Annotated in this window: 19 protein-coding genes; 10 read left to right on the top strand and 9 right to left on the bottom strand. The window is 69.5% G+C overall.

What is annotated here, in order from left to right:
* Positions 1–7: 7 nt before the first annotated feature.
* The 4 genes from RHOOR87_RS0109580 to RHOOR87_RS0109565 all read right to left on the bottom strand — a co-directional run bounded on the left by RHOOR87_RS0109580 (position 8) and on the right by RHOOR87_RS0109565 (position 3557).
* Complete coding sequence (locus tag RHOOR87_RS0109580; protein ID WP_007514183.1) at positions 8–760, bottom strand: glycosyltransferase family 2 protein; 753 nt, start codon at positions 758–760, stop codon at positions 8–10.
* Positions 750–2081: an O-antigen ligase family protein gene (locus RHOOR87_RS0109575; RefSeq protein ID WP_027484883.1), complete on the bottom strand. Its 1332-nt coding sequence runs from the start codon at positions 2079–2081 to the stop codon at positions 750–752. Before RHOOR87_RS0109575 ends, RHOOR87_RS0109580 begins: the two co-directional genes overlap by 11 nt.
* A gap of 60 nt (positions 2082–2141) precedes the next feature.
* Positions 2142–3269 (bottom strand): glycosyltransferase, encoded by a 1128-nt coding sequence (locus RHOOR87_RS0109570; RefSeq protein WP_007514179.1) that lies wholly within the window; start codon positions 3267–3269, stop codon positions 2142–2144.
* A 78-nt stretch (positions 3270–3347) separates the two neighbouring features.
* Positions 3348–3557: a zinc-finger domain-containing protein gene (locus tag RHOOR87_RS0109565; protein WP_007514177.1), complete on the bottom strand. Its 210-nt coding sequence runs from the start codon at positions 3555–3557 to the stop codon at positions 3348–3350.
* A 198-nt stretch (positions 3558–3755) separates the two neighbouring features.
* On the opposite strand from RHOOR87_RS0109565, the gene RHOOR87_RS0109560 reads away from it, so the two are divergent.
* Positions 3756–5021, top strand: a complete 1266-nt coding sequence (locus tag RHOOR87_RS0109560) for a Yip1 family protein (protein ID WP_027484882.1) — start codon at positions 3756–3758, stop codon at positions 5019–5021.
* Positions 5022–5089: 68 nt separating this feature from the next.
* Here RHOOR87_RS0109560 and RHOOR87_RS0109555 read toward each other — a convergent pair whose 3' ends face one another.
* Positions 5090–5683: a YceI family protein gene (locus tag RHOOR87_RS0109555; RefSeq protein ID WP_007514173.1), complete on the bottom strand. Its 594-nt coding sequence runs from the start codon at positions 5681–5683 to the stop codon at positions 5090–5092.
* Between the two features lie 36 nt (positions 5684–5719).
* Positions 5720–6313 carry a malonic semialdehyde reductase gene (locus RHOOR87_RS0109550; RefSeq protein ID WP_007514171.1) on the bottom strand — a complete coding sequence of 198 codons (594 nt, stop codon included), beginning with the start codon at positions 6311–6313 and terminating at the stop codon, positions 5720–5722.
* Positions 6314–6447: 134 nt separating this feature from the next.
* Between RHOOR87_RS0109550 and RHOOR87_RS0109545 the strand changes: the two genes are divergently transcribed.
* A complete protein-coding gene (locus RHOOR87_RS0109545) occupies positions 6448–7437 on the top strand; it encodes a mitochondrial fission ELM1 family protein (protein WP_027484881.1) in 990 nt (329 codons plus the stop codon).
* Between the two features lie 80 nt (positions 7438–7517).
* Here the strand turns inward: RHOOR87_RS0109545 and glnE are convergent, their stop codons facing one another.
* A complete protein-coding gene (gene glnE, locus RHOOR87_RS0109540) occupies positions 7518–10361 on the bottom strand; it encodes a bifunctional [glutamate--ammonia ligase]-adenylyl-L-tyrosine phosphorylase/[glutamate--ammonia-ligase] adenylyltransferase (RefSeq protein ID WP_043795463.1) in 2844 nt (947 codons plus the stop codon).
* A gap of 128 nt (positions 10362–10489) precedes the next feature.
* Here glnE and RHOOR87_RS0109535 point away from each other — a divergent pair, with 128 nt between their 5' ends.
* Together RHOOR87_RS0109535 and RHOOR87_RS0109530 are read left to right on the top strand one after the other, a co-directional pair.
* Positions 10490–12382 (top strand): LTA synthase family protein, encoded by a 1893-nt coding sequence (locus RHOOR87_RS0109535; RefSeq protein ID WP_027484879.1) that lies wholly within the window; start codon positions 10490–10492, stop codon positions 12380–12382.
* Between the two features lie 248 nt (positions 12383–12630).
* On the top strand, positions 12631–13176 hold the full coding sequence (locus RHOOR87_RS0109530) for a hypothetical protein (protein ID WP_027484878.1): 546 nt from the start codon (positions 12631–12633) through the stop codon (positions 13174–13176).
* 139 nt (positions 13177–13315) lie between these two features.
* Here the strand turns inward: RHOOR87_RS0109530 and groL are convergent, their stop codons facing one another.
* Together groL and RHOOR87_RS0109520 are read right to left on the bottom strand one after the other, a co-directional pair.
* On the bottom strand, positions 13316–14965 hold the full coding sequence (gene groL / locus RHOOR87_RS0109525; protein ID WP_007514159.1) for a chaperonin GroEL: 1650 nt from the start codon (positions 14963–14965) through the stop codon (positions 13316–13318).
* Between the two features lie 108 nt (positions 14966–15073).
* Complete coding sequence (locus tag RHOOR87_RS0109520; protein ID WP_007514157.1) at positions 15074–15367, bottom strand: co-chaperone GroES; 294 nt, start codon at positions 15365–15367, stop codon at positions 15074–15076.
* Between the two features lie 218 nt (positions 15368–15585).
* On the opposite strand from RHOOR87_RS0109520, the gene cutA reads away from it, so the two are divergent.
* The 6 genes from cutA (at position 15586) to accB (ending at position 20820) form a co-directional block, all read left to right on the top strand.
* A complete protein-coding gene (gene cutA, locus RHOOR87_RS0109515) occupies positions 15586–15939 on the top strand; it encodes a divalent-cation tolerance protein CutA (RefSeq protein WP_007514154.1) in 354 nt (117 codons plus the stop codon).
* 58 nt (positions 15940–15997) lie between these two features.
* The gene (locus RHOOR87_RS0109510) at positions 15998–16894 is read left to right on the top strand and encodes a DMT family transporter (protein ID WP_027484877.1); all 897 of its coding nucleotides are present in this window, start codon (positions 15998–16000) and stop codon (positions 16892–16894) included.
* Positions 16895–16973: 79 nt separating this feature from the next.
* Positions 16974–19163, top strand: coding sequence for a protein-disulfide reductase DsbD (locus tag RHOOR87_RS0109505; RefSeq protein ID WP_027484876.1), 2190 nt, complete (start codon positions 16974–16976; stop codon positions 19161–19163).
* Entirely contained in the window at positions 19163–19699 is a 537-nt protein-coding gene (locus RHOOR87_RS0109500) for a TlpA disulfide reductase family protein (protein WP_027484875.1), read from the top strand. The genes RHOOR87_RS0109505 and RHOOR87_RS0109500 overlap by 1 nt, the downstream gene beginning before the upstream one ends.
* A 132-nt stretch (positions 19700–19831) precedes the next feature.
* The gene (aroQ, locus tag RHOOR87_RS0109495) at positions 19832–20284 is read left to right on the top strand and encodes a type II 3-dehydroquinate dehydratase (protein WP_007514145.1); all 453 of its coding nucleotides are present in this window, start codon (positions 19832–19834) and stop codon (positions 20282–20284) included.
* 77 nt (positions 20285–20361) lie between these two features.
* Positions 20362–20820, top strand: coding sequence for an acetyl-CoA carboxylase biotin carboxyl carrier protein (gene accB, locus RHOOR87_RS0109490; protein WP_015446611.1), 459 nt, complete (start codon positions 20362–20364; stop codon positions 20818–20820).
* The last annotated feature ends 5 nt before the right edge of the window (positions 20821–20825 follow it).

Here is a 20825-nt window from a genome sequence, read left to right as displayed (position 1 = left end):
CGCCGGGTCAGTCCCGCGGCCGCTGCCGCTCGTACAGCTTGGCGTATTTCAGGAACGCGTAGAACGCGTGGATGCGCGCCGCGATGAAGCCGGCCCAGCCGGAACGCCAGTGCCCGCGCAGCAGGTAGTAGCGCAGGAACGCCACCGTCGGGTACGCCACCATGCGCAGCCGCAGCCAGCTGACCTTGCGTTTGGCCAGGTCGGCCTGTTGCAGGCTGGAGTAGCGGTTCGCCTTGGCCACGCGGCCGGCGATGTCGGGCTCGCCATGATGATCGATGACCGCGTCGAGCACGCCCACCGGACCGTCCACCTGCACTTCCTCGTGCACTTCGTGGTCGCTCATGCGCGCACGCTGCCGGTCGAACAGGCGCACGTAGTGGTTGAGCCGGCCGCGCCGCGACTGCCAGCGCCAGAACTGCCACTCGCGCCGCCACAACCGGTAAGCCGCGTGGGCCGGCGCGCACAGCGCCTGCTGCAGGCACGCGGCGGCATCCGCATCCAGCGATTCATCCGAATCCAGCAGCAGCACCCAGCGATGGCTGGCCAGGTCGATCGCCGCCTGCTTCTGCGCGCTGTAGCCGGCGAACGGCTGCGCGTGGATACGCGCGCCGTAGTGCGCGGCGATCGCCGTGGTGGCGTCGCTCGAGCCCGAGTCCAGCACCACGATCTCGTCGGCCCAGCTCACCCCGCGCAGGCAGGCGTCGAGCGTGCCGGCGCTGTTGAACGTGGTCACCACCACCGACAACTGTTCACGCCCCATCGCTCGCCTCCACGGGGCGTGCTTCTTTGAGGAGTCCGGCACGGATGCCGGGCTCTTCTTCGCCGGCAGGGATGCCGGCAACGAATAAACTGGCACACCACAGCCCGAGCAGCCAGGCGAACAGCAAGCCCCACCACGCCGAATAGAACGCCAGGTGGGTGTTCAACGGAAACAGCATCACGCCCAGTGCCAGCGTGGCCGGGAACGCCCGCGCCCGCGCCGCCGCGCCAACCCGGCGCCACGCGCGCCACGCGAGCGCGACGCCGGCCAGCCACAGCAGCAGGCCAAGCGTGCCGGTCTCGGTGAGGATCTCCAGTACCAGCTGGTGCGCGTGACAGGCGCCCTCGCCCACGCCGCAGGCTTCGTCGGTGGCCACGAAGTGGTCGGTCGCCGGCGCGTACTGCGGATACGCGTAGCGGAAGCCACGCACGCCGACGCCGTTGATCGGGTGCGCCGCGAACATGCCGAGGCTGGCGTGCCAGATGTCGAGCCGGCCGCTGAGCGCGGTATCGAGCGATTGGTCGGTGCCATGCAGCACCAGCAAGGTACGCTCCATGCGCTCGTGGAACCGCGTCGAGACCTTCCAGGCGATGCCGCCGGCCAGTACCAGCAGCACCGCCGCGACCGCGCAGAGACCGGCAAAGCGCAGCGGCGAACGCGCCTCGCGCCAGGCGAAGCCCAGCGCCACCAGCGCGTAGCAGAGCCAGGCGGCGCGCGAGCCGGCCAGCAGCACCGGACCCAGCACCAGCGCGAACGCCAGCAGCAGGCCCGGCAGGCCCCAGCGCCGTCGCGCCGCCCACAGCGCGAACGGCGACAGCACCGCGAGCGTCGGCCCCAGCTTGAGATTGTCCGCGCCGAAGATGCCGGAAATACGCTCGGCCTCGGCGTGCCCGCCCAGGCTCCAGCCGGTCAGCGCCTGCAGCCAGGCATCGGCGCACCACAGCGCCAGCACCCAGGCCACCGCCACGTACAGCGCCTGCAGCTTGGACTCGCGGCGGATCGCGAAGCAGGCATACAGGCCCAGCGGCGCGTAGCGCAGCAAGGCGGCCGCCGTGCTCCAGCTCTTGCCTGGGCGGATCGCGTCGACGGCGGAGAACAGCGCCGCCGCCACGTAAGCGGCGAGCAGCCACAGCAGTAATTGTGCGCCGGGGTGCTGGCGCAGCGCCTGCGGTTCGCGCGCGAACAGCAGGATCACCCCGAGCAGGCACAGCGCGGTGCCCAGCTCGGCACTGCGCCCGAACGGCAGCAGCGCAATCACCAGCCAGAACGGCAGCAGCGGGGAACGCAACGCGGCCTTGAGCGAAGTAGCGAAGGAGTTCATGCGCGGACCGTGGCGAAGACGACCACGCATTGTAGGCGAGCGGATGCGCCCGCTGCCGCCTCAACCGGCGGCCACCTCGTCGTACAGCGCCAGCGTGGCCTGCTGCATGTCGACCAGGCGGTAGCTTTGCAGCGGCGAGATCGGCGGCGCCACCCGCAGCAGCTCCGCGGCGCGCTCGACCAGCCGCTCGCGATCGCCCGGCGGCACGCGGCCAGCCGGATACAGCTCCGCCAGCAATTCGCCGACGCCGCCGTGCGCGTAGCCCAGCACCGGGCGACACAGCGACAGCGCCTCGATCACCGTGCGCCCGAACGATTCGGGCCGGTTCGACAGCTGCAGCACCAGCGCCGAGATCGCGTAGATGTCGCGCACGTCGTGGCGCGGCGGCGTCAGCACCACCTGCGAGGTCATGCCGCGCACGCGGATCAGCTCGCGCAGTTCGGCCACGTAGGCCTCGCGGCCGGGCTCGATCACGCCCAGCAGCAGCAGTCGGGCCTCGATGCCGCGGCGCTTCAGGTCGGCCAGCAGCTCGACCGCATCGTGGTGCCCCTTCAGCCGTGTACCGCGCCCGGGCAGGGTCAGCAGCGGCGCGCCGGCCAGCGCCGGGAACTCGGCGAAGAAGGCCTTCTGCCAGGCGTCGTCGGGACGATGCCCATAGGGAAACGCTTCCGGGTCGATGCCGCGCGGGATCACCCGCACCCGGCCCGGCTCCAGCCAGCGGTAATGGCTCAGCACGTAGTCGCGCAGGGTCTGCGAGACCGCGATCACGCGCTCGCCACGCAGCAGGATCGCGCTGTAGCGGCCGGGCGAATTGAGCCCGTGCACGGTGGTGACGAAATGCGGCCGCGGCGTCATTCCCTTCAGCGCCCACCAGCCCAGCCAGGCCGGCAACCGCGACCGGGCATGCACGATGTCGGGCTTGAGCTCGCGCAGCACCCGGCGCAACGCGCCGAGCCGGGCCAGCGTAGCCAGCGACTTGCGGCCCAGGTCCAGCGTGATGTGCTCGCTACCCTCGGCCTGCAGCTGTTCGACCAACCGCCCGCCGGCCGAGATCACCACCGAGCGGTGGCCGGCCTGCACCAGCGCCCGTGCGATCTCCAGCGCCGAACGCTCCGCGCCGCCGGAATGCAGCGCAGGGATCAACTGGACCACGGTCAGCAGCTTGACGGGCACGACCATGCTGGACATGAGCTCGGGGCTGGAGGCTTTCATCCTCTGGGGACAAGCAAAAACAATGCCGCCAGCGGCGTGGACGGGCCGGGACGATCAGTCGCGCAGCACGTAATGCGCGGCACAGTAGGCGCAGACTGTCTCGCCGCCGTCATCGACGATCGGCAGGTACACCCTGGGATGCGAATTCCACAACGCCATGCCGGGCATCGGGCAGGACAACGGCAGGTCGGCGCGCGTCACTTCGTAACGATTTTCGGCATTTGCCGGCACCAGCGGCACCGTCGCGGAAAGGGGGGACGACATCAGCGGACTCCGGACTGGACATCAGGCCGCAAATGGTAGCAGGCTGCAGCCTTCTGTCGGGGGACAGCGCAGGGAACACCGGGGAAGCAGCCATGGCGAGAGCGCCATCGGGTTGCCGCCACGATCGTCATGAAGTGAGCACACCAACCTCAACCCGGCGCACGCACCGGGTCAACTGCATGAGCTTAGGAGCTGATCATGGATTTCGGAAAGATCATTGAGCGCATCAAGGCCATCCTGACCACGCCCAGGACCGAGTGGCCCGTCGCCGCTGCGGAACCGGCCAGCGTGCAGGGCCTGTACGCCGGCTACATCGCGATCGTCGCCGCCCTGCCGATCATCGCCGGCTTCATCAAGGGCAGCCTGATCGGCGCGGGCGCGTTCGGCATCACCGTGCGCACACCGATCGGCATGGGCATCGTCGGCATGGTGCTGCACTACGTGCTGGCGCTGGCGATCGTCTATGTGGTGGCGCTGGTCATCAACGCGCTGGCGCCCACCTTCGGCGGCCAGAAGGACATGGTGCAGGCGCTGAAGACCGTGGCCTACTCGTGGACCGCCAGCTGGATCGCCGGCATCGCGGTGATCGTGCCGTGGCTGGGCTGGCTGATCGCGATCGCCGGTGCGATCTACGCCATCTACCTGCTGTACCTGGGCCTGCCGCACACCATGAAGTGCCCGCCGGAGAAGGCCGGCGGCTACACCGCGGTCAGCGTGATCATCGCGATCGTGCTGAGCTGGATCGTCGGCGCAATCGTGGTCGGCGTGATCGGCACCGCGGCGATGACGGGCGCCTCGATGGGTGGCATGCACGTCACCGGCAGCAACGGCGACAGCGTCACCGTCGACAGCAACAGCGCGCTGGGCAAGCTCGCCGCGATCGGCCAGCGCGCCGAGCAGGCCGGCAAGGAACTGGACGCGGCGCAGAAATCCGGCGACAGCGCCGCACAGTCCGCCGCGATGGGCAAGATGATGGGCGCGATGTCGGGCGCCGACGGCACGGTCGAGGCACTGGCGCCAGACCAGATCAAGGCGTTCCTGCCCGACAGCCTGAGCAACCTCAAGCGCAACAGCCTGTCGGCCGAGCGCAACAGCGCGATGGGCATGCAGATCTCCCAGGCCAGCGCCGGCTACGCCGCCGACAACGGTCAGCACATCACGCTGGAAGTCTCCGACACCGGCGGCGCCAAGGGCTTCATGTCGCTGGCCGCCGCGATGGCGCCGGAGGAGGAGAAGCAGACCGAGCACGGCTACGAGAAGACCTACAGCGCCGACGGCAACCTGGTCCACGAAGAATGGGACACCCAGTCAAAGTACGGCGAATACAGCGTGGTGGTCGGCAAGCGCTTCACGGTGAAGGCGAACGGCAACGTCGACAGCATCGACCAGCTGAAGCAGGCGGTGGCCAGCGTCGACCTGGCCAAGCTGGAATCGCTGAAGAACGCCGGCGTGAAATCGAACTGACGCAGGTTTTCTGCGCCCACAAAAAAACCGCGCCGACGATGGCGCGGTTTTTTGTGGGTCACCGCAACCTACTTGGCCGCGGCCTGCTTCGGCACCGAGGCCTCGGTGGTGATGCGGATGGCCAGCTCGTCGCTGACGTTCGGCACGTAGGCGCCGACGCCGAAATCCGAGCGCTTGATGCTGGCGGTGGCGTCGAAGCCGATCGATGGCGCCTTGGTCATCGGGTGCGGGCCGATCTTGTTCAGCGTCGCGGCCAGCACCACCGGCCGGGTCACGCCGTGCACCGTGAGGTTGCCGCTGACCTTGAACTTGTTGCCGCCCAGCGGCTGCACGGCGGTGCTCTTGAAGGTCACCACCGGATACTTCCCGGCATCGAGGAAGTCCGGCTTCTTCAGGTGTTCGTCCAGCGCCGGCACGTGGGTGTCGAGGAGCTCCAGCGGCAGGGTCACGTCGACGCTGGACTTGGCCGGGTGCTGCTCGTCGAACACCAGCGTGCCCTCGCCCAAGCCAAGGTTGGCGGTGGGATTGGAGTAGCCGAAGTGGTTCCAGCTGAACAGGACCATGGTGTGGGCCGGGTCGAGCTTGTAGGTGACCGGAGCGGCCTGGGCCGCCACGACCGCGCCGAGCAGGCCGGCGAAAACGAGATACTTCAGTGCGCGCATGAACGTGGCTCCTGTAGATGATGGGGAAAATGGAAATCAGGCGATCGTGCAGGCTTCGTCGAACCCCAGCCGCGGGCTGCGCGCGAACAGGTTGCGGCTGGCGTCGCCGTAGCCGATGCTGATCAGGAAGTTCGACTTGATCGAGGTGCCGGCAAAGAACGCCGCATCCACGCCGGCATTGTCGAAGCCGGACATCGGGCCGCAGTCCAGCCCGACCGCCCGCGCCGCCAGCAGCAGGTACGCGCCCTGCAAGGTGGCATTGCGGAACGCAGTGGTGTCGATCAGCGGCTGGTTGCCGACGAACCAGCTCCTCGCGTCGGCGTGCGGGAACAGCTTCGGCAGCTTTTCGTAGAACGCGTGGTCGGTGGCCACGATCGCGGTCACCGGCGCCTCCATGGTCTTGGCGCGGTTGCCGTCGGACAGGAACGGCTCCAGCTTCGCCTTCGCCGCCCGCGACTTCACGAATACCACCCGCGCCGGCGAGGAGTTCGCGCTGGTCGGCCCGAACTTGGCCAGCTCGTAGATCTGCTGCAGCTGCTCGTCGCTCACTTCTTTCGGCAGCCACGCATTGAAGGTGCGGGCATGGCGGAACAACTGGTCCAGACTGGCCTCGGAAAGCAACTCGCTCATCGGTATCCTCTGTGGAAAGACGCGTCGTCAATGACGCCATTCAACCAGTTTATAGGTGGTCGCATGCGAACAGTTGACCCATAAGAGGAACGTACAGTGTTCATTCGCGAAACAATGCCGCGACGCCTGCGCCCATGCTGAAACTGCAAGGCGAATGCTGGGTGATCACCGACCACGCCGCCGGCAACCAGCGCCAGGCACTGGCGCTGGCCGAACACCTGCAGCTGCCGCTGCGCCACCTGGTGCTGCAGCCGCGGGCGCCGTGGTCGTGGCTGGCGCCACGGCTGGAACTGGGTGGCCGGCTCGCCCTGCCCATCCAGCAGCGCCGCTTGTTCACGCCGCCGTGGCCGGCGGTGGCGATCGGCTGCGGTCGCGCCGCCGCGCTGTTCACCCGCATGCTGCGCCGGCTGTCCGACGGGCAGTGCTACACCGTGCAGATCCTGAACCCGCGCATCGACCCCGCGCGCTGGGACACGGTGATCGCTCCCCGCCACGACCAACTCGACGGCCCGAACGTGCTGCGCCCGCTCGGCTCGCTGAACTCGGTGGACGACGAGTGGCTGGCCGACGGCCGCGAATCCTGCCCCCGCTTCGCCGAGCTGCCGCAGCCGCGCGTGGGCGTGCTGCTCGGCGGCCCGCGCCAGGGCATCGCACTGAACGCCGACTACGCCCACCGGCTCGCCGCACGCCTGCTCGAACGCCAGCACCGCGAGGGCGGCAGCCTGCTGGTACTGGGTTCGCGGCGCACCTCGCCGGCGCTGGTCGACGTGTTCCGCCAGGCCCTGCGCGGCGTGCCCGGGCTGCTCTGGGCCGGCCCCGACGACGGCCGCAATCCCTACCCCGGCGTACTCGGCTGGGCCGACCGGCTGGTGGTCACGCCCGACTCGGTGAACATGCTCTCCGAAGCCTGCGCCGTCGGCTGCCCGGTCGAGACCCTGGTCACCGCACCGCTGCCGGCGAAGCTCGCGCGCTTCCACCAATCGCTGCGCGAGGCCGGGCGACTGCGGGATCTGGATGAATCGACTCCTGCCACCCCACCATCACCGCTGCGCGAAACGGCCACGATCGCCGCCGCGCTGCGCGAGCGGATCGCACGGCGGCAGGCGACGCAACTGACGGGCTGAGAACGGTCCGGACAACGGCCGTCCTGCCCGCTTTCGCGGGAATGACGAGCAAAAACCGGCGTCCATGAAGCGTCCGCGATTCAGCCGAACGCAAAGCCCAGCGCGTCGGTGACCCCGCGCACGCTGGCGCACAACTGCGCCAGCTCGGCGTCGCGCGGCGCGATGCGCGAGCGCAGGTCGAGCGTGCAGGCCAGCGCGCGGCGCAGCAGGTCGGCGTGGGCCACGCCGAGGACTGCCGCCTGGTCGTTGTCGAGCAGCCCGGCGACGCGGCAGGCCTCGATCAGCCCGGCGTTCGCGGTGACGCCGAGCAGGGCCGGCTGCGCGGTCGCGTGCGCCAGCACCAGTCCCTGCAGCGCGAACTCGATGTCGAGCAGGCCGCCGTGGCCCTGCTTGAGGTCGAACCGGCGCTCGTCGGAACGGTCGCGCTCGGCGCGCCAGCGCGCCCGCATGCTGGCGACCTCGGCCAGCACGGTGGCGCGCTCGCGTGGCACCGCCAGGATCGCGCGGCGCACCCCGGCCAGCTCGACGTTGATTACGCCGTCGCCGGCCACCGGCCGTGCGCGCAGCAGCGCCTGGTGCTCCCACGTCCATGCGCGGCTCTGCTGGTAGGCCACGAAGGCGTCCAGGCTGCCAACCAGCAGGCCCTTGGAGCCATCCGGGCGCAGCCGCGTGTCGACTTCGTACAGGCGCCCGCCGCGGGTCAGCACGGTGAGCCAGTTCATCACCCGCTGGGCCAGGCGCTGGTACCAGCGCGAGCCCTCGATTGGCCGCGCGCCGTCGCTCAGCGCCTGCGCGCGGCGGCCGTCGTAGACGAACACCAGATCCAGGTCGGAAGCAAAGCCCAGCTCCTCGCCGCCAAGGCTGCCGTAGCCCAGCACGGAAAACCCGGAGCCTTCTCCCGGCAGGCGGCCGTGCTGGGCGACCAGCTCGCGCTCGGCCAGCGCCAGCACCGCGCCGACCACCGACTCGGCCAGCGCGGCCAGCCGGCGCGCGGTGGCCACCGCGTCGGCGCGGCCGTCGTTGAAGGCCAGCCCGAGGCGGAACGCGGTGGAAGCCTTGAACTCGTTGATCCGCTCCAGCTCCGCCTCGGCCTCGCGCTCCTCCAGCGTGCCCAGCACGCGCGCGATCTCGGCGGTGATGTCGGCGCGCTTGAGCGGCAATTGGTCGATGCGCGGATCGAGCACGTCGTCCAGCAGCAGCGGCTGCGCGATCACGCGCTCGGCCAGGAACGCGCTGTCGGCGAACAGCCGCACCAGCCGTCGCCGCGCCGCTGGCTGTTCTTCCAGCAGCGCGAGATAGGATGAGCGCCGCGCCACCGCCTGCATCAGTCGGCACAATCGCAGCAGGCTGGGCACCGGCGCGGTGGTGGCGCGGGCGGCGTCGAGCAGTTGCGGCATCAGGTGGTCGAGGCGCTCACGCGAGCGCGGCGACATCGCGCGCACCGCCGCGGCCTGCGGCAATTTCAGCAGGGCATCGGCCAGCTCGGCGCCGGGCGCGAAGCCGGAAGCTTCCAGCGTGGCGGCGTCCAGCGATTCGTCGCAGGTGTGCTGCCACAGCAGCTTGTCGGCCGCCGGCACGCGGGCGGCGCGGCCGCCCTGCGGCATGAGCACGGCGGCAAATTCCTCGCTGACGCTGGCGCGCTGTTTCGCCAGCGCCGCATGCAGGCTGTCCCAGTCGGGATAGTCGAGGCCGCGCGCGATGCGCTCGCGGCTCAGCGCGTCGGCGGGGATGTCGTGGGTCTGCGCGTCGCGCAGCATCTGCACGCGGTTCTCGACCCGGCGCAGCAGCACGTAGGCCTCGCGCAGCATGCCCGCGCGCGCCGCGCCGATGTGGCCGCGCGCCTCGCACGCAGTCAGCGCGCCGAGCAGGCCGCGTACGCGCAAGCTGGGCTCGCGGCCGCCGCGGATCAGCTGGGTCAGCTGCACGATGAACTCGATCTCGCGGATGCCGCCGGCGCCGAGCTTGAGGTTGTCGGCCAGGTCCTTGCGCGCCACCTCGGCGTCAATCAGCGCCTTCATCTCGCGCAGCCCCGCGAACGCGGTGTAGTCGAGGTATTTGCGGTACACGAACGGGCGCAGCAGCTCCTGCAGCTGCTTGCCGGCGGCGCGGTCGCCGGCCACCGGGCGCGCCTTGATCCAGGCGTAGCGTTCCCAGTCGCGGCCCTCGTTCTGGTAGTACTGCTCCATCGCGGCAAACGACAGCGCCAGCCGCCCGGCGTTGCCGAACGGGCGCAGGCGCAGGTCGACCCGTGCGCAGATGCCGTCCATGGTCGGCTCGTTCAGCAGGCGCACCAGCTGGCGCCCGAGCCGCACGAAGTACTCGCTGTTGTCCAGCGCGTGTGCGCCGTCGCTGTGGCCACCCTGCGGGTAGGCAAACACCAGGTCGATGTCGGAGGAGAAGTTCAGCTCGCTGCCGCCGAGCTTGCCGAAGCCGATCACCAGCAGCCGCTGCAGCGCGCCGTCGTGGTCGCGACTGGCGCCGTAGCGCGCGGCCAGCGCGCGTTCGGACCAGCCCAGCGCCAGCTCCAGCAGCACCTCGTACAGCACGCTGGTGGCCGACAGCGTTTCCGGCAATTCGTCCAGGGCATTGACGTCGCGAAACACCAGCCGCAGCGCCTCGGCATGGCGGAAGCGGCGCAGCACGGTCATGCAGGCGGCCTCGTCCGCCGGCAGCTTCAGGGCGTCGCTGCGCGCGCTGGCATCGCTGCCCGAGCGCAGCCGCTCCAGCCCGGCCGGCGCCAGCAGCTGCGGCTGGCGGCACCACACGTCGAACGCGAAATCGCTGGCCAGCAGGGTGCGCCGGATCCGCTCGGCCACGCCGGCATCGTCATGCAGCGGCACCCCGGCGGCGCGGCAGCGGGCAGCCAGGTCGCCGTAGCGGTCGTCGATCAGCGCCTGCAGCGCGGCGGATTCGGGATGGCTCATCCTGCCATTGTGCCGCATGCCGGGCGCCTGCCGGGACCACGCCGACGGACCACCGGCACCTACCCGCTGTTCATGCAAATGCCATTACATTGACCCGTCCAGACCATGACAGCAAACGCGGCACTGCCATGCCCTTGAACTCCGCCCACCCACTCGCACACTGGCGCGTCGTCGTTTCCCGCGTCGGGTTGCTGTTGTTGCTGGCGCTGGCCTTCGTGCTGCTGACCGGGCTGCTGGACGGCGGCATCGGGGTGACCCCGCTGCGCCTGTTCGACCAGGCGCGCTATCCGCTGGCCAACGCCTGGCCGGGCCTGCTGCTGGCCGGCCTGCTGCTGGCGATCAGCCGCCGCGCGCTGCTGTCGTTCGCGCTCGCGTTCCTGCTGCAGGGGCTGCTGTACGCGGTGAACGTGCTGAAGGTGGCGAACCTGGGCACGCCGCTGCTGCCGGACGATTTCCGCATCGTCGGCCAGTTGCACAAGGGCGGCATGCACATCCTGTCCGGCTACCTGCCGCACAGCCCGTGGCCGTACCTGGGCCTGCTCGCCGCGGTGGCGCTGATCGTCGCCGCGTGGCGGCTGGAGCCACCGCTGTTCGCGCGCCGCACGCGCGGCGCGCGCCTGCTCGGCGGCAGCGTGCAGGCGCTGGCGCTGGCCAGCATGCTGGTCGGCCTACCCGCCTGGGCGAAGGTCTACAACGCGAAGACACTGTGGCTGGAACCGTGGTCGACGATCTCCACCACCACCCATTCCGGCCTGGTCAGTGCGCTGATGCTGTTCCATCTCGAATACGGCAAGGGCGAGCACAAGCCCGACCGCGCCGAGGCGGCCCGGCTGATCGAGCAGTCCACGCCGGCCCTGCTGCAGTCGATGCAGGCGCCGGGCGCCGCTGGCGAGCTGCCCGACATCGTGGTGGTGCAGAGCGAGTCGTTTTTCGACCCGAGCATCATGCGCGGCTACGAGCACAGCAACTTCGCGCCGAACCTGCGCCGGCTCGCCGCACACGGCAGCAGCGGCAAGCTGCACGTGCCCACCTTCGGCGGCGGCACCATCCGCACCGAGTTCGAGTTTCTCACCGGGTTGTCGCTGCGCTACTTCGACAACCTGCAGTTCCCCTACCTGCAGATGAGCCACAAGGCGCTGCCGGGGCTGGTGCGCACGCTGAGCCGGCATGGCTACTCGACGCTGGCCCTGCACGGCAACGACCCGGCGTTCTGGAACCGCACCGCCGCGTTCAAGGCGATCGGCTTCGACCGCTTCGTGTCGCAGTCGTCGTTCCCGCCCACCGCGGCGAACGACGGCAAGTACATGGCCGACAGCGCGATGACCGACGAGATCATGGCCCAGCTGAAGGACGACGGCCCACCGCAGTTCATCTTCGCCATCAGCATCGAGGCGCACGGCCCGTACGACGTCGAGCCGGCCCGCATCGCCGAACGCGACGCGATCCCGGTGCCCGAGGGCATCGAAGGCCGCGACAAGCTGGAGCTGCAGACCTACCTCTACCACCTGAAGCACGCCGACGCCGAACTCGGCCGGCTGGTGAAGCTGCTGGCCCAGCGCCAGCGGCCCAGCGTGGTGCTGTTCTATGGCGACCACCTGCCCGCGCTGAGCAACAGCTACCAGATCGCCGGCTTCGTCGACGGCGGCGACATGCTGGGCCAGGCCGGCGTGTGGCTGCTGGTCGACCCGAAGCACCCGGGCAAGCGCCGCACCACCGACACGGCGTCATGGCTGCTGCCCGGCAAGCTGCTGGCGCACGTCGGCATCCACGACGATCCGTACTTCGCGCTGACCGAACTGGTCGGCCCGCAGCTGGCCGCGCTCACCGAGGCCCCCGGTGCGCCGCCGCTGGCCGAGGGCGACGCGCAGCAGCAACTCGACCAGGCCATGGCCAGCATCGACCAGCTGCGCATGAAGGACAAACTGGACAGCCTGTTGCCGCGGCCGGCGGCGCCGGCGGCGACCGGCGCCCTTGCCCATGGCGACGCCGCGCCGGGGCCGTCATCCGCTGCCGTCCGGTGACGCGCGGAACCCGGCGCTGGCGTCGGGATTGCCGTTCAGCGAACTGTCCCTCCAGCCCGCACGCGGCGATCCGCGCCGGTTACGAGCGCTGGCGTCGGGATTGCCGTTCAGCGAACTGTCCGGCAGCTGAAGACCGCGACCCCGTGTTCAGACGACAGTCTGCCAGCGACGCCTAGGTTCGACGTGCCCGCGGAGCAGCGTGCAGGGGCGTGCCCAGCGGCCTTTCCCCTATCGTGGAGGCTCATCCCATGCGCAAGACCATGCTTTCCGTCCTCGTCATCGGTGCCAGCGTATTCACCGCATCCGCCTTCGCCCAGGCCCATCTCGGCGGCGCCGCTCAGGTCGGTGCCAGCGCCCACGTCGGCGCCGCGGCGCCGAGCGCCCTGCACGCCGTCGACCAGACCACCGCGCAGACCGAACGGCGCCTACAGCGCACCGACTCCCGCCTGAAACGCCACACCCGCAAGGCCGTCGACACGAGCCGCTCAAACATCGACGACCACGCCGACGCCGACGCCGACGCGAATGCCAACGGCACGATCGGAGCGGGTGCCGACGACTCGCATGCCGATGCCAACGCCAACGTCGAGGCCGGCGCCGGCCTCGACACCGCCGCCACCGCCGGCAAGGCCGGCGAGATGGGCCAGGGCGTGGGTGGCGACGTGCGCGACGCCGCGCATACGGCGATCCAGTCCACCGACCGCGCCGCCGGCTCGGTCGGCGACGCGGTGAAGGGCGTCAACGCCAGCGGCAACGCCGGCGTCAGCGGCAACGCGAACACCCACGGCCACTGAGCCCACTGCCACCGGTACGGCATCTCGTCCATGCCGGCAAGGCAAAAGAAAAACCCCGCCAAGGCGGGGTTTTTCTTGTCGCGTGCCCTTCGACTTGGCCGCTGCGCGGCTACGCTCAGGGCGAACGGCTGCGGCCGGATCAGAAATCCATGCCGCCCATGCCGCCCATGCCGCCGCCCATGCCGCCGGCGCCGTGGTTGTGCTCTTCCTTCTTCGGCAGCTCGGCGACGATCGCCTCGGTGGTGATCGCCAGGCCGGCGACCGACGCGGCATGCTGCAGGGCCGTGCGGGTCACCTTGGTCGGATCCAGGATACCCATCTCGACCATGTCGCCGAACTCGCCGGTGGCGGCGTTGTAGCCGAAGTTGCCCTTGCCTTCCTTGACCTTGTTGAGCACCACGGACGGCTCTTCGCCAGCGTTGGCGACGATCGCGCGCAGCGGCGCTTCCAGCGCGCGGCGGGTGATCGCGATGCCGAGGTTCTGGTCGGTGTTGTCGCCCTTCAGACCTTCGACCGCCCTCAGCGCGCGGATCAGCGCGACGCCGCCGCCGGGGACCACACCTTCCTCGACTGCCGCACGGGTCGCGTGCAGGGCATCTTCGACGCGCGCCTTCTTTTCCTTCATCTCGACTTCGGTGGCGGCACCGACCTTGATCACCGCCACGCCGCCGGCCAGCTTGGCCACGCGCTCCTGCAGCTTCTCGCGGTCGTAGTCGGAGGAGGTCTCCTCGATCTGCGCCTTGATCTGCTTGATGCGCGACTGGATCTTCTCCGCCTCGCCGGCGCCGTCGATGATGGTGGTGTTTTCCTTGGTGATCACGATGCGCTTGGCGCGACCCAGGTCGCCGATGGTGGTCTTCTCCAGCGACAGGCCCACTTCCTCGGACACGACCTGGCCGTTGGTGAGGATGGCGATGTCCTCGAGGATCGCCTTGCGACGGTCACCGAAGCCCGGCGCCTTGACGGCGGCGACCTTGACGATGCCGCGGATGGTGTTGACCACCAGCGTGGCCAGCGCCTCGCCTTCCACTTCCTCGGCCACGATCAGCAGCGGCTTGCCGGCCTTGGCGACGGCTTCCAGCACCGGCAGCAGCTCGCGGACGTTGGAGACCTTCTTGTCGTGGATCAGGATGTACGGATCGTCCAGCTCGACCTGCTGGCTCTGCTGGTTGTTGATGAAGTACGGCGACAGGTAGCCGCGATCGAACTGCATGCCTTCGACCACGTCCAGCTCGTTCTCCAGGCCCGAGCCTTCCTCGACCGTGATCACGCCTTCCTTGCCGACCTTCTTCATCGCGGTGGCGATGATGTCGCCGATGTTGGTGTCGGAGTTCGCCGAGATGGTACCGACCTGGGCGATTTCCTTGTCGTTCGCGGTGGGGTTGGAGAGCTTCTTCAGCTCGCCGACGGCGGCGATGACCGCCTTGTCGATGCCGCGCTTCAGATCCATCGGGTTCATGCCGGCGGCGACCGCCTTGAGGCCTTCCTGGATGAACGCCTGCGCCAGCACGGTGGCGGTGGTGGTGCCGTCACCGGCGACGTCGGAGGTCTTGGAGGCGGCTTCCTTGACGATCTGCGCGCCGAGGTTCTCGTACTTGTCGGCCAGCTCGATCTCCTTGGCGACGGACACGCCGTCCTTGGTGATCGTGGGGGCGCCGAAGCTCTTCTCGAGCACGACGTTGCGGCCCTTCGGGCCGAGCGTGACCTTGACGGCATTGGCGAGCGTGTTCACGCCCTTGAGGATGCGCGAGCGGGCGTCTTCGCCGAAGCGGACTTCTTTAGCGGCCATAAATTTTTCCTTGAAAAATTTTGAAATAAGTAAAGGGGTTTTGCAGCGGATCACCGAACCGTACGGTGTGCGCGCTTCAACGCGCTCGACCCGGCCCGGCCAAAGGCGTCAGCCCTCGATCACCGCCACGATGTCGTCTTCCTTCAGGAAGACCAGCTCTTCGCCGTCGATCTTGATTTCCTGCCCAGCGTACTTGCCGAACAGCACCACGTCGCCGGCCTTCAGCGACATCGGGCGCACCTTGCCGTCGCTCATGATCAGGCCGGTGCCGGCAGCGACGACCTTGCCGCGGGTCGGCTTCTCGGTGGCGCTGTCGGGGATGACGATGCCGCCGGCGGAGACGCGCTCTTCTTCGAGACGCTTGACGATGACGCGGTCGTGCAACGGACGCAGTGTGCTCATGGATGACTCCAGCTGTTACAAGTGGTTGATGGGCAAGTCTTTCAAGATCCGGGCCTGCGATCTTGTTAGCACTCGGAGTGAATGAGTGCCAATTTTACGTGTCTGCGACGCCGCTGCAAGAGCTGCGTGACCCGGGATGGATAAGCTAATTGGGCGGGCGGCTGCGACTTTCAAGAGTGATCGGCGAAATCGACCTGCAACCGGGGTAGGCTTGACGGATGACCCGGCCTGCAGCGCCCAACGCCGTCCTGCTCTGCTATTGCGCCTGCCCCGACACGGCCAGCGCGCAGGCGATCGCCGGAGCGTTGGTGGACGAACGGCTGGCCGCCTGCGTGAACCGCCTGCCCGGGGTCGTCTCGACCTATCGCTGGCAGGGCCGCGTGGCCACCGAGGGCGAGGAGCTGCTGCTGATCAAGACCACCGCCGCGCGCTTCGACGCGCTGAAGGCGCGGCTGCTCGAACTGCACCCGTACGAGTTGCCCGAGCTGGTCGCGGTGCCGGTGCAGCGCGGCCACGCGGCCTATCTGGACTGGGTGCGCGCTGCGACCGGCGAGGCGCCGCAAGACTGCTGACAGCCCTTGTCAGTGGCGCCTGAGCACACTGGATGTCCCCGCCCTGCCGCCCCTCGAGATGAAGAAGATCGACTATGCCGTGCTGCTCTCGCTAGGCGCCCTGTGGGGCGGCTCGTTCCTGTTCATGCGGATGGGCGCCGGCGCCTTCGGCGCGCTGCCGCTGGCCGGATTGCGCGCGATCGGCGCGGCGCTGTGCTTCCTGCCGCTGCTGGCCTCGCGCACGCGGCTCGCCGAATGGCGCGCACACTGGAGGCCGATCGCGGTGGTCGGGCTGACCAATTCGGCGCTGCCGTTCGTGCTGTTCACCTTCGCCACGCGCAGCCTGCCGGCGGGCCTGGCCTCGATCATCGACGGCATGACGCCGATGTTCGCCGCCCTGATCGGCTGGCTGTGGCTGGGCCAGCGACTGGATGCCTGGCGCAGCGCCGGGCTGGCGATCGGCTTCGCCGGCGTGGTCTGGCTGGCCGAGGGCAGCCTCGCACTGGGGCCGGGCGCGGGCATGGCGTTGCTCGCCTGCGTCGCCGCCACCATGCTGTACGGCTACGCCGTGCACTACACGCACCTGCGGCTGGCCGGGGTGACGCCGCTGGTGGTGACGGTCGGCAGCCACATGGTCGCCGCACTCCTGCTGCTGCCGACGACGCTGCTGGCGTGGCCGGCGCAGGCCCCACCGCTGCAGGCATGGCTGGCGGCCGCAGGGCTGGCCGTGCTGTGCACCGCGCTGGCCTACGTGCTGTTCTTCTGGGTGCTGGCGCGGGTCGGCGCGACGCGGATCATGGTGATCCCCTACCTGATCCCGGCGTTCGGCGTGCTGTGGGGCGCCCTGCTGCTCCACGAGCCGGTGAGCGCCCGCATGCTTGGCGGCTGCGCGGTGATCCTGCTGGGTACCGCGCTCACCACCGGGCTGGTCCGTGGGCGCCGCGCCGCGCCGCCATTGGCCGCCGGGGAGGCATAAGGCCGCAACAAACGGCGTCCCCTTGCGCATGCTCCATAATGTCTTTCCCACCGTAGTACCACTTGAACCCGGAACCACGATGCCTTCGATCACCGGCCGTCTGGCCGCCCGCCTTCCCGCCCTGGCCGTGCTGCTGCTCGGCCTGCTGTGGGCCGTGCCCGCGCCGGCGCAGGACACGGAAAACCTGCTGCCGGTGACCGAGGCGTACAAGCTCAGCGCCGACGCCGCCACACCCGGCGTGCTGAAGCTGCACTGGACCATCGCGCCGGACTACTACCTCTACCGCGGCCGCATGAAGTTCAAGGGCGGCGACGGCGTCACCCTCGGCGAGGCGCAGCTGCCGGACGGCGAGAAGCACCACGACGAATACCTCGGCGACGTGGAGACCTATCACCACGGCGTCGACGCCAGCATCCCGTACACCGTCGCCGCCGGCACCACGCGGCTCACGCTGAGCGTGCAGTACCAGGGCTGCCACGAGGTCGACCCGAAGATCTGCTACCCGCCGCATACCGAGCACCTCGACCTGCCGCTACCCACCGCTGCCGGCGCTGCGGCCACGCCAGCTGCCGGCAGCGCATTGGGCGCAGCACTCGACCGGCTCGGCAGCAATGCGGGCGCAGCCATGACCGGCGCGCCGCTGCCGGCCGAGCAGGCGTTCCGCTTCGAGGCGCTGGCGCAAGGTCCCAAACAGCTGTTGCTGCGCTGGACGATGCCGAAGGGCTACTACCTGTACCGCGACCAGACCACGCTGAAGCTCGCCGACGCCGCTGGCCTCGCGCTGAAGCCCGCCTGGCCGGCCGGCACTGCGCATCATGACGAACACTACGGCGACGTCACCGTGTACTTCGACCAGGTCGAGCTGCCGGTGACGCTGGAAGGCGACCTGGCCGGCCGCAAGCAGCTCGCGCTGCAGGCGAGCTTCCAGGGCTGCCAGGACGGCGGCCTGTGCTATCCGCTGATGACGCGCGCAGTGCAGATCGACCTGAACGGCGGTGCGCCGGCCACCGCGGTGGCGGTGCCAGAACGCCCGCCAGGCGATCTTGCCGACGGCCCGCTGCGGGTCAGCCTGCTCGCCGCACTGCTGTTGGCGCTCGGCGGCGGCCTGGTGCTGAACCTGATGCCGTGCGTGCTGCCGGTGCTGTCGATCAAGGCGGTCAGCGTACTGGAGAGCGGCGGGAACCGCGCCACCGCCCGCCGCCACGCATTGTTCTACACCGCCGGCGTGCTGTGCAGCTTTGCCGCGCTGGGGCTGGGCATCCTCGCCCTGCGCGCGGCCGGCCACGCGCTGGGCTGGGGCTCGCAGCTGCAGCAGCCGCTGCTGGTCGGCGCGTTGGCCTGCGTGATGCTGGCGGTGGGCCTGTCGATGTCCGGCGTGGTGCAGTTCGGCGCCTCGCTGGGCAACACCGGCGCGGTGCTGGCGTCGCGCTCCGGCCCGGCCGGCGACTTCTTCACCGGCGTGCTGGCGGTGGTGGTGGCCAGCCCGTGCACCGCGCCGTTCATGGGCAGCGCGCTGGCGTATGCGTTCGCCGCGCCGATGCTGTCGGCGCTGCTGGTGTTCCTGATGCTGGGCGTCGGGCTGGCGCTGCCGTTCCTGGCGGTCGGCTTCGTGCCCGCATTGGCGCGCCTGCTGCCGAAGCCCGGCCGCTGGATGGAAACGCTGAAGCAGGTGCTGGCCTTCCCGATGTACCTCACCGCCGCCTGGCTGGTGTGGGTGCTGGCCAACCAGCGCGGCGCCGATGCGGTCGGCCTGGTGTTGGTGGCGATGGTGCTGCTGGCGATGACGCTGTGGTGGTTCGAGCGCAGCCGCTCGCGCGGCGCGGCCAGCAAGATCGCCGTGGCGGTGCTGGCAGTCGCCACCCTGGTGCCGATGTACCTGCTCGCCCACGTGCCGCCGCCGTCGAGCACGGCCACGGCGGAGGACGGCGTAGTCGCCTACAGCCCGCAGAAACTCGCCGAATTGCGCGCAGCCGGCACCCCGGTCTTCGTCGACATGACCGCCGACTGGTGCGTCACCTGCAAGGCGAACGAGCACGCGGTACTGGGCACGCAGGCGTTCCGCGACCTGCTCCAGCGCACCGGCGCGGTCTACATGAAGGGCGACTGGACCGACGTCAACCCGACCATCAGCGCGTTCCTGCAGCAATACCACTCGCCCGGCGTGCCGCTGTACGTGGTGTTCCCGAAAGACGGCGGCCCCGGCAGGCGACTCTCCACCGTGCTGACCCGCTCGCTGGTCGAGCGGGCGCTGACCGAAGCGGCGCACTGATGCTCGGTCGCGGCAACTGGCTGATCCTCGGCCTGGCCATGCTGCTCGCCGCACTGGGCGGCTACCTGCAACACCGCCAGCGGCCTGCCGGGACGCCGCCGACTCTGCTCGGCCAGCCGTTGCCGCCGCTGGTGCTGCCCGACCTCGACGGCAAACCGCATCGGCTGGACGATTACCGCGGGCACCGCCTGCTGCTCAATTTCTGGGCCAGCTGGTGCGCACCCTGCCTGCGCGAGATGCCGGCGCTGGCCGAGGCCCAGGCCAAGTTCGGCGAACAGGAGGCGATCGTGATTGGAATCGCGATGGATGAGCCGGCGCACGTTCGCGCCTTTTTGGCCGCACATGTGGTGGATTACCCGATCTTGATCGGCGACATGGGCCCGCCAAGCACGTCGCTGAAACTCGGCAATACGCAGCAGGTGCTGCCATATAGCGTATTGATCGACACCGATGGGCGCATCTTGGCCACGCATGCCGGCCCGCTGTCGGCGGCGCAGCTGGCGCACTGGCTGGCACCGGCATCCACCGGGCGTTGACATACGCTCACGGATGGAAACCCGGCGCTTCTCCGCCAAACATCGTCGATCTGCAGCGAACTGGACAAGATTCCCGACTGCGCGCACACTGCGCCGGGTTCCGGGAGCTCCGGACGCTGGCCGGACGATGCCGTGGCGAAAATCCTGGTCCTGCACGGACCCAACCTCAACCTGCTGGGTGCACGCGAGCCGCACATCTACGGCCGCGAGACACTGGCCGAGATCAACCAGCAGCTGGCCGAGCGTGCGCGCGCGGCCGGGCACGAGCTGGCCTGGTTCCAGTCCAACGCCGAGCACGAGCTGGTCGGGCGCATCCATCAGGGCCGCGACGACGGCACCGCGATCGTCCTGTGCAATGCCGGTGCGTTCACCCACACCAGCATCGCCTTGCGCGACGCGTTCGCCGCGGCGGCGATGCCGTTCATCGAGCTGCACCTGTCGAATGTGTTCGCCCGCGAGCCGTTTCGCCACCACTCCTACCTGTCCGACATCGCACTCGGTGTGATTTGCGGCTTCGGCGGCGACAGCTACCGGCTGGCACTGGACGCGGCGTTGCAGCGGCTGCAGGCAAGCCCCGCCCCCTGACCGAACCCGGCCGCACGGCCCACCCCATTCACTCCCGGCCACCGCAGCGGTGGCCTGACTGACCAAAGGCTGATCCGATGGATTTGCGCAAAATCAAGAAGCTGATCGACTTGCTCGAGGAATCCAACCTCGCCGAACTGGAAATCAAGGAGGGTGAGGAGGTCGTGCGCCTGTCGCGCGTGCCGAAGAATGCCGCGCCAGTCGCCGCCGCACCGACCGTCGCGCCGATCGCGGTGGCCGCCGCCCCGGTCGCCGCTGCCGCGGCAGCAGCCGAGGCTCCGCCGGCGAACGCGCTGCCCGCCGGCCACGTGGTGAAGGCGCCGATGGTCGGCACCTTCTACGCCTCGGCCACCCCCGGCACGCCGGCCTTCGTCAAGGTCGGCCAGCAGGTCAAGGCCGGCGAGACGCTGGGCATCATCGAGGCGATGAAGATGTTCAACCAGATCGAGGCCGACGTGGCCGGCACCGTGCAGGCGATCCTGGTCGAGAACGGCCAGCCGGTGGAATTCGACGAACCCATGTTCGTGATTGCCTGAGGCCG

It is taken from the genome of Rhodanobacter sp. OR87 (assembly GCF_000473345.1).
Taxonomy (GTDB): domain Bacteria; phylum Pseudomonadota; class Gammaproteobacteria; order Xanthomonadales; family Rhodanobacteraceae; genus Rhodanobacter; species Rhodanobacter denitrificans.
This window is presented reverse-complemented; position numbering and strand designations above follow the sequence as displayed.